Below are 11,429 nucleotides of genomic sequence, written 5' to 3' on the forward strand. Positions count from 1 at the left end.
GGGCGGCCCCCCCCACCAAAATGAGACCCCCGCCCAACCCCCCCCGTGCGCGCCCCTAGTGGGTGGGTCAAGCGGGTCGCCCCGCCCCCGGGGGGCCACTACAGTCGCCTGGCCTCGACTCCATCAGCCGGCCAAACGCTCACCCCTCCCCAGCCCTCCCCTTCGCTACGCGAAAGGGAGGGGGCAAAACAAAAGCCCGGACGGTTTCCCGTCCGGGCTTTTACTTGAACCACGCAACTTGAACTTACTTCGAGGCGGCGTCCATTTCCTTCAGCAGCTGCGGCGCCGGCGCCACTTCCTGCATGATCCAACGCATATAACGCTCGTCCACCGAGATCATGCGGGTCATCACCGGGTCGAACACCCAGTTGCTGGCGACCGACTCCCAGATGCCGTCAAACGCCAGACCAACCAGGCGACCGTGCGCGTCCAGCACCGGCGAGCCGGAGTTGCCGCCGGTGATGTCCAGGTCAGAGAGGAAGTTCACTGGCACGCTGCCGATACGCTTGTCCTCGAAGCCGCCATAACGCTTGGCCTTGACCGCATCGATCAGCGCCTGCGGCGAGTCGAACGGGTCCTTGCCGGTTTCCTTGGCGACAATGCCTTCCAGGTCGGTGAAGGCTGGCTGCACCTTGCCGTCCAGGCCGGTATAGCCCTTCACGTTGCCGAAGGTGATGCGCAGCGACAGGTTGGCGTCCGGGTAGACGAACTCACCCTTGGTCTTCTTGTAGTCGGCAATGGCCTGCAGGAACAGCGGACGTGCCACCAGTTCCTCGCCCATGCGCAGCTTGCGCTGGTGTTCCAGCTCCAGCAGCGCCGGCATCACTGCCACGGCGTACTGGATGGCCGGATCGTTGCTGGCTTCGAATGCAGCCTTGTCGGCATTGAACCACTTCAGGCGCTCATCCAGGCTGCCCAGCTTGGAGCCATCCAGACGCGCAACCGTTGCATCAACCGCCTTGGCATCAACGCCGCCAATCCACTTGTCGAACGCCGACAGGTGCTGGCCGGCCGGCAGCTGCACGTACTGCTGCAGCCAATACTGCTGGAACTGACGGTCCATGGCCGGCACGTAGCGACGGTCCATCTGCTTCAGGCCACCTTCGATGGTCGGCAGATCGCGTTCCTGGTAACCCTCTTCGCGCTGCGCGTCCGGCTTGGCCTTTTCAATTGCCAGGCGGTACAGGCGCACGGCGGTGCCCAGGGTACCGGTGCGGTTGAGCATGGCCAGGTTCAGGTCACGCGCCTGGTTCATGCGCGACTGCTGGCCCAGCGTCTGCAGCTGTGCGAAGGCATCCAGCGCCGGCTTGCCGGCAGCGCCCTGCCCGCGCAGCCATTCCAGCACCGCGGTTTCTGCCGCCTGCTTCTGGCCGAGCACGTTGTTGCGCTTGAAGCCGTCCAGCTGACCGTCGTAGTTCTTGCTGGTGTTGTTCCAGCTGGCCATGTTGGACGCGTACTTCACCGCGATGTCCGGGTTGTCCTTGCTGGCCGCTTCGACCATCGCGATCTGGTCCTTGTAGGCCTTGGCGATCGACGGGTAGGTCCAGGTAGCGGTGTTCTCGAACTCGCTGACCAGCGCATAGCGGTCGGTGCGGCCCGGGTAACCGGCCACCATCACGAAATCACCCTCGCCCAGCGGCTGGTTGGCCAGCTTCAGCCAATGCTTGGGCTGGTACGGCACGTTGTCGGCGGCGAAGGCGGCCGGCTTGCCGTCCTTGCCGACGTAGGCGCGGTAGAACGAAAAATCGCCGGTGTGGCGCGGCCACATCCAGTTGTCGACGTCACCGCCGAACTTGCCGACGCTGCCCGGCGGCGCATAGGCCAGACGCACGTCCTTGATTTCCATGTTCTTGAACAGGCGGTAGGTGTTGCCGCCGGAGAAGCTGTACAGGGTGCAGCTGTAGGCGTCATCGGTTTCGCACGCGGCGATGGCCTGCTTCTCGAAGGATTCCAGTGCCTGGGTGCGCTTGAGCGGGTCGTTGCCGGCGCCAGCGATGGCGGCCTTGGCCTGTGCGGTGACATCGGTGATGTCGTCCAGCACGTAGATGCGGGCATTCGGGCCGGCGCTCAGTTCGTCTTTCTGGGTCGGCGCGTTGAAGCCGTCCTTGATCAGGTTCTTCTCGGCGGTGGAGTTCAGCTGGATCGAGCCGTAGGCGCAATGGTGGTTGGTCACCACCAGGCCCTGCGGCGAAACGAAGCTGGCGGTGCAGCCGCCCAGCGCAACCACCGCGCCCATCGGGTCGCCGGTCAGGTTGGCCAGCTGCTGCGGGTCCAGCTTCAGACCAGCCTGCTTCAGCGGGCCGGCAATTTCAGGCAGCTGCTGCGGCACCCACATGCCTTCGGCAGCCTGCGCGGTTTGGGCCAGGCCCAGCCCGGCAATGATGGAAAACGCAAGAAAATTCAGGCGCATATGGCAATACCGAAAGTTTGGAACGGCCGATTGTAGCCGTTGTAACCGTCCTTCTCCCCTGCCATCGGTCAGTACCGGGCGGTTACGGCTGAAAGCTTATAATCGCCTCCTTTCCCCACACTGCGGTCTCCTGCAATGGCACAGACGATGAAGGCGCTGGTGAAGCGCGAAGCGACCAAGGGCATCTGGATGGAAGAGGTGCCGGTGCCTACGCCGGGCCCGAACCAGGTGCTGATCAAGCTGGAAAAGACCGCCATCTGTGGCACCGATCTGCACATCTACCTGTGGGACGAGTGGAGCCAGCGCACCATCAAGCCGGGCCTGACCATCGGCCACGAGTTTGTCGGCCGCATCGCCGAGATCGGCCCGGGCGTGACCGGCTATGAAGTCGGCCAGCGCGTCTCGGCCGAAGGCCACATCGTCTGCGGCCATTGCCGCAACTGCCGTGGCGGCCGCCAGCACCTGTGCCCGAACACCGTCGGCATCGGCGTCAACGTCAACGGCGCCTTCGCCGAATACATGGTGATGCCGGCCACCAACCTGTGGCCGATCCCGGACCAGATTCCGTCCGAGCTGGCTGCGTTCTTCGACCCCTACGGCAACGCCGCACACTGCGCGCTGGAGTTCGACGTGATCGGCGAAGACGTGCTGATCACCGGCGCAGGCCCGATCGGCATCATTGCCGCCGGCATCTGCAAGCACATCGGCGCACGCAACGTGGTGGTCACCGACGTCAATGATTTCCGTCTGAAGCTGGCTGCCGACATGGGCGCCACGCGCGTGGTCAACGTCGCCAACCAGTCGCTGAAGGACGTGATGGCCGAGCTGCACATGGAAGGCTTCGACGTGGGCCTGGAAATGAGCGGCAACCCGCGCGCCTTCAACGACATGCTCGACTGCATGTACCACGGCGGCAAGATCGCCATGCTCGGCATCATGCCCAAGGGCGCTGGTTGCGACTGGGACAAGATCATCTTCAAGGGCCTGACCGTGCAGGGCATCTACGGCCGCAAGATGTACGAGACCTGGTACAAGATGACCCAGCTGGTGCTGGGTGGTTTCCCGTTGGGCAAGGTGATGACCCACCAGCTGCCGGTGGATCGCTTCCAGGAAGGTTTCGACCTGATGGAACAGGGCAAGGCCGGCAAGGTCGTGCTGAGCTGGAATTGAGCCCAGGCGGAATCGGTAGTGCCGACCCATGGTCGGCAATGGGGCATTACCGGTAGAGCCATTGCCGACCATCGGTCGGCACTACAGAAAAAGGCGCCTTTCGGCGCCTTTTTCTCTTGCATCGATCACGCTTGGATCAGGGCACGTCCACCGACACGGTGAACACCACGCCCGGCTTGTAGGTGTCCGATTCGCGACGCAGGTCGGCAGCATCCGAACCAAAGGTGTCGTAGTAACCCAGGGTTGCGGTTGCCGGGCCGAACGCCTTGGACACCGACACCGAGCCATCGTAGTAATCGGCGCGACGCGGCCACTCGTTGGCCTTTTCCTTGATCGTGGTGTAACCGGCCGAAGCGCCGATCGAGAAGCCGCTGTCACCGATGTCGTAGCTGGCCTCCAGCGCGCTGTAGGTCTGCTCGGCACCGGTGTTGCTGTAATCGTTGGCATAGCCGAGCAGGCCGCTGACGGTCACCGGGCCGCTCCAGGTCACCTTGGCCAGGTACTCGTTGTAGTCGATGTCGCCGTAACCGCTGGAGGCGCCTTCGTAGGTGTAACGGTTCACACCCAGGTCAAGGTTCCAGCTGTCGCTCAGGTCCTTGCTCCAGCCGATGTTGTAGTCGACTTCGAAGTTCGGACCGCCGTCACCGAAATCGACATTCGAGCCCCACACGCCCACGTACAGGCCGAACGGCGCGGTGTAGTTGGCGCCAGCCTGGAACGCCGGACCGTTGTCGGTCTGCGACACGCCACGGAACACGTAATCGGTGGTTACGCCGAAGCTGGCGCTGAACGGAGAGGTGGACTCCTCACTCTCCTGGGCACTGACGGCAAACGGAACGGACAACAGGGCGGCGCAGGCCACGGCGACAAGACGCTTGTTGTGCATCATGCAGATCTCTCCAGGAAGTGGGGGCATCGGGATAGGACAAATCCCGATTCACAAATATTTAACCGCAATTATATTGCGATGCAACATCTATTTCACCCCAACCGCCCAGCCCTGCCCTATTCAGCCCGCAGCTGCTGGAAAGACCCCGTAACGGCGGGCCCCAAGCCGGATCGACTGGCCCGCCGCATAGGCCGGCGCATCGGCTGGCAACTCCACTTCCAACTCGGTAGTTGCGCCGGCCAGGCGCGCGCGCAGACGTTGGCGCGGGCCACTGCGCTGCACCAGTCCGACTGTGGCCTGCCAGTGGCCATCGGCATCGACCACCAGATCCTCGGGCCGTACGAATACCTCCAACGCCTCGCCTTCGGGCACTGAGGCCGTGCACGGCCACTGCGCCCCGGCCACCTCCAGCGTCTGCCCCTGCGCACGTGCCGGCAGCCGGTTGGCCTCACCGACAAAGCCATAGACGAACGGCGACGCCGGCTGGTCATAGACCTCGCCCGGTGTACCCACCTGTTCGATGCGGCCACGGTTGAGGATGGCGACACGGTCGGCCAGCTCGAGCGCTTCTTCCTGATCGTGGGTGACGAACACCGTGGTCAGCCCAGTGCGGTCGTGCAGCTCGCGCAGCCAACGGCGCAGGTCGCGACGCACCTGCGCATCCAGCGCGCCGAAGGGTTCGTCCAGCAACAACACGCGCGGTTCGATCGCCAGCGCGCGGGCCAGCGCCACGCGCTGGCGTTGGCCACCGGACAGCTGCGCCGGGTAGCGTCCACCCAGCCCATCGAGCTGCACCAGCGCCAGCAGCTCATCGACCTTGGCGTCGATACGTGCCTTCGGCCAACGCTCGGCACCGCGCCGTACTTCCAGCCCGAAGGCGATATTGCGGCGCACGTCCAGATGCTTGAACAAGGCGTAGTGCTGGAACACGAAGCCAGCGCGACGCGCCTGCACGCTCAGACCGGTGGCGTCTTCGCCATCGAATAGAATCTCGCCACGCTCAGGATGTTCCAAGCCGGCCAACGCGCGCAGCAAGGTCGTCTTGCCCGAGCCCGATGGACCCAGCAGCGCCAGCAGTTCACCGCTGCGGATATCCAAACTCACGCCATCCAAAGCCGGAAACGTGCCGTACTGCTTGCCCAGGTTGTGTATGCGGATGTTCATTGCGACCTCAATGACGGTGGGCGGCGGCCAGCGATTGACCGTGGCGCCACTCCAGGAAAGATTTCACCACCAGCGTCAGCAAGGCGGTGGCGGCCAGCAGCGAGGCGCAGGCAAAGGCAGCGCTGTAGGCGTATTCGTTGTAGAGAATTTCAACGTGCAGCGGCAGCGTATTGGTGCGCCCACGGATATGCCCGGACACCACCGACACCGCGCCGAACTCACCCATCGCCCGCGCGCTGCACAACAGCACGCCGTATAACAGGCCCCAACGGATGTTCGGCAAGGTCACCTTCCAGAACATCTGCCAGGCATTGGCCCCCAGGGTCAGCGCTGCCAGTTCCTCATCACTGCCCTGCTGTTCCATCAAGGGCATCAGCTCACGGGCGATGAAGGGAAAGGTGACGAATACCGTGGCCAGCACGATGCCGGGTATCGCAAACACGATGCGCGGCAGCTGCAACAGGGTTTCGCCCAATACCGGCAGATGCAGGCGCAACCCATCTTCGATCATTGGCCAGAACCAGCCATCGCGGCCGAACAACAGGATGAAGACCAGACCCGCCACCACCGGCGATACCGAGAACGGCAGGTCGATCAGCGTCACCAACCAGCGCTTGCCCGGAAAGCTGTGCTTGCTCACCACCCAGGCTGCAGCCACGCCGAAGATCAGGTTCAAGGGCACGACTATCGCCGTTACCAACAAGGTCAGGCGTATCGCCGACAAGGCATCCGGATCGCTGATCGCATTCCAGAACGCCAGCAAACCACCACGCAGCGCCTCGACGAATACCAGCACCAATGGCAGCAACAGGAACGACAGCAGAAAGCCCAGCGCGCCAAGAATCAGCAGCACCTGCACCCAGCGCGGCTCGCTGGTCACCTGCTGCGGCCTGGCCACACGTTCATTGCGTTCGATAGCCACCGGCAACTCCGACACCAACTCGTTCATCGCGCCCCCCTGCGTTGCAGGCGTGCCTGCAAGGTATTGACCAGCAGCAGCAGCACGAACGACAACAACAACATCGCACCGGCAATCGCGGTGGCACCGGCGTAATCAAACTCTTCCAGACGGATGGTGATCAGCAGCGGCGCGATCTCGGTGACGCTGGGCATATTGCCGGCGATGAAGATCACCGAGCCGTACTCACCCACGCCACGTGCGAAGGCCAGCGCAAAGCCGGTCAGCATGGCCGGCCACAGGCTCGGCAACACTACCCGCACGATGGTCTGGAAACGTGTGGCGCCAAGCGTTGCCGAGGCCTCCTCGAACTCACGTTCGGCCTCAGCCAGTACCGGCTGCACGATGCGCACCACGAATGGCAGGCCGACAAACACCAAGGCCACCACGATGCCAAGCGGCGTGTACGCCACCTTGATGCCCAACGGTTCCAACCATTGTCCGATCCAGCCCTGGCCGCCATACAGTGCAGTCAAGGCGATGCCGGCCACGGCAGTGGGCAAGGCAAACGGCAGATCGATCATTGCGTCGAACAGGCGCCGGCCGGGGAAGTTGTAGCGCACAAACACCCACGCTACCCACGTACCCATCAGCGTATTGAACGCCGCCGCTGCGAACGCGGTGCCGAAGCTCAAGCGCAGCGCGGCCAGCACGCGCGGCTCGGTCCATATCTGCCAGATGCCGCCCAGTCCCAACCCTGCTGCTTTCAGGAATACGCCCAGCAGCGGGATCAGGACGATCAGCCCCAACCAGAACAAGGTGATGCCCATACCCAGACCAAAGCCGGGGAGTACCCGGCGTTGGCTTCGCACACGTGTTTGCAGTGTTTGTGCTGTTGCTGACACGGTCTACTTGCTCGCCTGGATCTGATCGAAGACGCCGCCATCGGCAAAGTGCTCGGCCTGCGCCCTGCCCCACGAGCCGAAGGCGCTGCGGATGGTCACCAGCTGCACCTGCGGGAAGCGCGCCACATCGGCCGGTGCGGCGTACTGCGGCGAGCGCGGACGGTAGTAGTGGCGCGCGGCGATGCGCTGGCCTTCCGGCGAGTACAGGTACTGCAGATAGGCCTGGGCGACATCACGGGTGCCATGGCGGTCGACGTTGCGATCCAGCAGCGCTACCGACGGCTCGGCAAGAATCGACAGCTTGGGCACCACGATCTCGAACTTGTCCGGGCCCAGTTCTTCCTGGGCAAGGAAGGCTTCGTTCTCCCAGGCCAGCAGCACATCACCAATACCGCGCTGGACAAAGGTAGTCGTGGCGCCGCGCGCACCGGTATCAAGCACCGGCACATTGCGGAACAGCGCGCGCATGTAATTCAGCACCTTGTTGCGGTCACCCTTGAAGATGTGATCGCCGTAAGCCCACGCCGCCAGATAGTTCCAACGTGCACCGCCGGAAGTCTTGGGGTTCGGCGTCACCACCGATACGCCGCTGCGCAGCAGGTCCGGCCAATCGCGGATGCCCTTGGGGTTGCCCTTGCGCACCAGGAACACAATGGTCGACGTATAAGGCGCGCTGTTTTCCGGCAGGCGGCTTTCCCAGTTGGCCGGCAGCAGCTTGGCCTTGTCGGCGATCGCGTCCACGTCATAGGCCAGCGCCAGGGTGACGACGTCGGCTTCAATGCCGTCGATCACCGTGCGCGCCTGCTTGCCGGAGCCGCCGTGCGAGGTTTCGATGGTGACGTTGTCGCCCTTGGTTTCCTTCCAGTGCTTGGCGAAGGCGGCGTTGAAATCGCGGTACAGCTCGCGGGTCGGGTCATAGGAAACATTGAGCAGTTGCACATCACGCGCAAACGCAGCGCCGGCACTCAAGGTCAGGGCGAACGCCAGTGCTGCGGTAGCAAGGCGGGAAACATGGGAATGTGTCATCAGGGCTCTCCGTCAGAAGGAAACTTGCAGGCGCGAGAAAACAGCTTTTTCATCAGGCAACTTCGCGCCAGCGGAAGCCGCATCAAAACTGCTGTGCAGGTAGTTGGTTGCCAACTTGAGGTTGGCGGTCAGGTACCAGTTGGCACCGACTGTCCACGAGCGGACCTGCGATGCCGACACCGTTGGATCGGCATAGAACGGGAATGCCGCATCATCGATCTGCAGTTCGCCGTAGCGTGCGGTCAGTTCCACCGCGCCATGGCCACCGTTTGCTCCAAACGGATGCGAAGGGGTGACACCGCGGTAGCTGGCATCCTCACCGGTCAATACATAGCTGGCGGTGGCCTGCCAGGCGCGGTTGTCCAAGCGCTTGCGGATGCCATTGCGCGCGACTTCCTGTTCCGAGGCGATGTACTCGGCCTGCAGGCCCAGCCCATTGCGGTAGAACCAGCCCTGCGGCGACCAGCGGCGGTGTTCGCCATCAGCCACCACGGCGCTGCGGTAAGCAAAGAAGGTGGCCTGGCCGGGCGTGCGATAGCGCGGCAGGAAGTTGTTGCCGCTGCCATGCTTTTCGCCCGTGCTTGCGCCAAGGCCGAAGCCCAGACCTGCCCATGCGCTGTCGCTGCCCTTGAGCGGCTCGAAGAACACGCGTCCTGCATATTCGAAGTCGTCATCCGGGTTGCTGGTGACCGCATCACGACCATCAACGGTGCCGTTGAACACGCCCAGCGCATAGCTGAACTTGCCCTTGGCCACTTCGCCCTGCAGCTGCACGCCGAGGTCGCGGTTCGGCGCCAATTCGCTGACCAGCGCACGCTCCACATCGACCAGTGCCGAGGATGACTGCAGACGCTCCAGACCAACCGGCGAGGTGAACTTGCCGACCCGCACCGTATACGCAGGATCGAAACGCAGATCAGCATAAGCATCGACGATGCTGGCGCTGTCACCGGCAAACTCCGGAGTGAAGCGGTAGGCGACCAGCTTGCCCAGGGAGCCTTCCAGAGTGGGCCGTGCGGTACGCAGCAGGAAGGTGTCGTTCTGGTTTGCATCGCCGCCCAGGAACACGCGGGCATCGCCCTGCAGCAGACCGCGCAGCTTCAGCTCATAGTTGCCGTCGCCGGATTTGAACGAGGCCCCCTTCTGGTCGATGGCGATCTTCGGTGCAGCCTTGGCGGCGGCAACACGCTCCTCGTCAGCCAGCTCAAGACGACGCTCAAGGATGCGCAGGCGCTGGTCCAGATCGGCCAGGCCCACGCCTTCGGTCGCACCATCACTGACGCCGGCCAAACGCTCCAATCGCTGCAAGCGCTCCTGCAACTGCTCCACGGTGAGTTGCTGCGCCTGTGCCGATGACCCCGCCCCACACGCCGCCAGGGCCAGGCTGAGGGACAACAGCTTCCTGGATGGCAGGGTGAATGGGGGGCGTGTGAAGGTCATCGGCGTCTCCTGGTGGGTGGGTGTGCGGTCGATGCTGCGGGTGCACACCCGTTACCGAGAAATGACTTAGGCCGCCGCGCTTATATCCTTTGTGCATGAAGACAACGCCGGGACACGGGGAAGGCTAAAATTGGCGTTCCACTTGACCGCAAGACCCTGCCATGACCGAAACCGCGAACATCTCCCCGCTGACCCGGCACTACGCCGAGGAACTGGACGCCATCCGCGCGCAGGGGCTGTTCAAGTCCGAACGCATCATCACCAGCCCGCAGTCGGCCGAGATCACCCTCGATGACGGCCGCACGGTGTTGAACTTCTGTGCCAACAACTACCTGGGCCTGGCCGACCACCCGGACCTGATCCAGGCGGCCAAGGACGCGCTGGACAGCCACGGCTTCGGCATGGCCTCGGTGCGCTTCATCTGCGGCACCCAGGACCTGCACAAGCAGCTGGAGAAGCAGATTGCCGAGTTCTTTGGCAAGGACGACACCATCCTTTACGCCGCCTGCTTCGATGCCAATGGCGGCCTGTTCGAGCCCCTGCTGGGCGAGAACGACGCGATCATTTCCGACGCGCTGAACCACGCCTCCATCATCGATGGCGTGCGCCTGTGCAAGGCCAAGCGTTTCCGCTACGCCAACTGCGACATGGCCGACCTGGAAGCGCAGCTGCAGGCCGCCGACGCAGCCGGCTGCAAGACCAAGCTGATCACCACTGACGGCGTGTTCTCGATGGACGGCTTCATCGCTCCGCTCGATGAAATCACCGCGCTTGCGAAGAAGTACGGCGCGCTGGTGCATATCGACGAATGCCATGCCACCGGCTTCCTCGGCGCCACCGGCCGCGGCTCGGCCGAAGTGAAGGGCGCGCTCGACAAGATCGACATCATCACCGGCACGCTGGGCAAGGCCATGGGCGGTGCACTGGGCGGCTTCACCTGCGCCAGTGCCGAAGTCGTCGAACTGCTGCGTCAGCGTTCGCGCCCCTACCTGTTCTCCAACTCGTTGCCGCCGCATGTGGTTGCTGCAGGCATCAAGGCGTTCGAGATGTTGGCTGCCGCCGATGACCTGCGTGCAACGCTGCGCGAGAACACCGCTTACTTCCGCGAAAAGATGACCGCCGCCGGTTTCGACGTGAAGCCGGGCGTGCATCCGATCAGCCCGGTGATGCTGTACGACGCGCCGCTGGCGCAGAAGTTCGCCCAGCGCCTGCTGGAAGAAGGCATCTATGCGATCGGCTTCTTCTTCCCGGTGGTGCCCAAGGGCCAGGCCCGCATCCGCACCCAGATCAGCGCCGCGCACAGCCGCGCACACCTGGACCGCGCGATCGATGCCTTCACCCGGATTGGTCTGGAGCTGGGCGTGATCAAGGGCTGAGTGTTGGCCTTGGATTGAAATGCAAACAGGCGCCGAAAGGCGCCTGTTTTTTTTGTCCTGTAGTGCCGAGCCATGCTCGGCAGAGGCCTTACCGATTTACCCCGTAGTGGGGGGGGGGGGGGGGGGGGGGGGGGGCGGGGCGGCGCCGCGG

At 63.7% G+C, this 11,429-nt stretch carries 9 protein-coding genes; 2 read left to right on the forward strand and 7 right to left on the reverse strand.

Going from position 1 to position 11,429, the window contains the following annotated elements; genetic code table 11:
* Positions 1-244 precede the first annotated feature (244 nt).
* Entirely contained in the window at positions 245-2,410 is a 2,166-nt protein-coding gene (locus ACVOK8_RS18700) for a S46 family peptidase (RefSeq protein ID WP_481568136.1), read from the reverse strand.
* A 135-nt stretch (positions 2,411-2,545) separates the two neighbouring features.
* Between ACVOK8_RS18700 and tdh the strand changes: the two genes are divergently transcribed.
* Positions 2,546-3,580, forward strand: coding sequence for an L-threonine 3-dehydrogenase (gene tdh, locus ACVOK8_RS18705; protein ID WP_282273214.1), 1,035 nt, complete (start codon positions 2,546-2,548; stop codon positions 3,578-3,580).
* Positions 3,581-3,716: 136 nt separating this feature from the next.
* Here the strand turns inward: tdh and ACVOK8_RS18710 are convergent, their stop codons facing one another.
* The 6 genes from ACVOK8_RS18710 to ACVOK8_RS18735 form a co-directional block, all read right to left on the reverse strand.
* Positions 3,717-4,469, reverse strand: coding sequence for a TorF family putative porin (locus ACVOK8_RS18710; protein ID WP_481568137.1), 753 nt, complete (start codon positions 4,467-4,469; stop codon positions 3,717-3,719).
* Between the two features lie 120 nt (positions 4,470-4,589).
* Positions 4,590-5,633, reverse strand: coding sequence for a sulfate/molybdate ABC transporter ATP-binding protein (locus tag ACVOK8_RS18715; RefSeq protein ID WP_481568138.1), 1,044 nt, complete (start codon positions 5,631-5,633; stop codon positions 4,590-4,592).
* A gap of 7 nt (positions 5,634-5,640) precedes the next feature.
* Entirely contained in the window at positions 5,641-6,582 is a 942-nt protein-coding gene (gene cysW / locus ACVOK8_RS18720; protein WP_481568139.1) for a sulfate ABC transporter permease subunit CysW, read from the reverse strand.
* Entirely contained in the window at positions 6,579-7,403 is an 825-nt protein-coding gene (gene cysT / locus ACVOK8_RS18725; RefSeq protein ID WP_296251946.1) for a sulfate ABC transporter permease subunit CysT, read from the reverse strand. The genes cysW and cysT overlap by 4 nt, the downstream gene beginning before the upstream one ends.
* Positions 7,404-7,439: 36 nt before the next feature.
* On the reverse strand, positions 7,440-8,462 hold the full coding sequence (locus ACVOK8_RS18730) for a sulfate ABC transporter substrate-binding protein (protein ID WP_481568140.1): 1,023 nt from the start codon (positions 8,460-8,462) through the stop codon (positions 7,440-7,442).
* Between the two features lie 12 nt (positions 8,463-8,474).
* The gene (locus ACVOK8_RS18735) at positions 8,475-9,902 is read right to left on the reverse strand and encodes an OprO/OprP family phosphate-selective porin (protein ID WP_481568141.1); all 1,428 of its coding nucleotides are present in this window, start codon (positions 9,900-9,902) and stop codon (positions 8,475-8,477) included.
* Positions 9,903-10,063: 161 nt separating this feature from the next.
* Between ACVOK8_RS18735 and kbl the strand changes: the two genes are divergently transcribed.
* Positions 10,064-11,278, forward strand: a complete 1,215-nt coding sequence (gene kbl, locus ACVOK8_RS18740; protein ID WP_481568142.1) for a glycine C-acetyltransferase — start codon at positions 10,064-10,066, stop codon at positions 11,276-11,278.
* Positions 11,279-11,429: the final 151 nt, after the last annotated feature.

The sequence above is a fragment of the Stenotrophomonas sp. STEN083 genome, assembly GCF_056759195.1.

Excerpts from the sequence above, each read along its gene's own strand:
- ACVOK8_RS18715 (WP_481568138.1), bottom strand. The coding sequence starts at position 5,633 with ATGAACATCCGCATACACAACCTGGGCAAGCAGTACGGCACGTTTCCG.
- cysW (WP_481568139.1), bottom strand. The coding sequence starts at position 6,582 with ATGAACGAGTTGGTGTCGGAGTTGCCGGTGGCTATCGAACGCAATGAA.
- ACVOK8_RS18700 (WP_481568136.1), bottom strand. The coding sequence starts at position 2,410 with ATGCGCCTGAATTTTCTTGCGTTTTCCATCATTGCCGGGCTGGGCCTG.
- ACVOK8_RS18710 (WP_481568137.1), bottom strand. The coding sequence starts at position 4,469 with ATGATGCACAACAAGCGTCTTGTCGCCGTGGCCTGCGCCGCCCTGTTG.
- ACVOK8_RS18730 (WP_481568140.1), bottom strand. The coding sequence starts at position 8,462 with ATGACACATTCCCATGTTTCCCGCCTTGCTACCGCAGCACTGGCGTTC.
- kbl (WP_481568142.1), top strand. The coding sequence starts at position 10,064 with ATGACCGAAACCGCGAACATCTCCCCGCTGACCCGGCACTACGCCGAG.
- ACVOK8_RS18735 (WP_481568141.1), bottom strand. The coding sequence starts at position 9,902 with ATGACCTTCACACGCCCCCCATTCACCCTGCCATCCAGGAAGCTGTTG.
- tdh (WP_282273214.1), top strand. The coding sequence starts at position 2,546 with ATGGCACAGACGATGAAGGCGCTGGTGAAGCGCGAAGCGACCAAGGGC.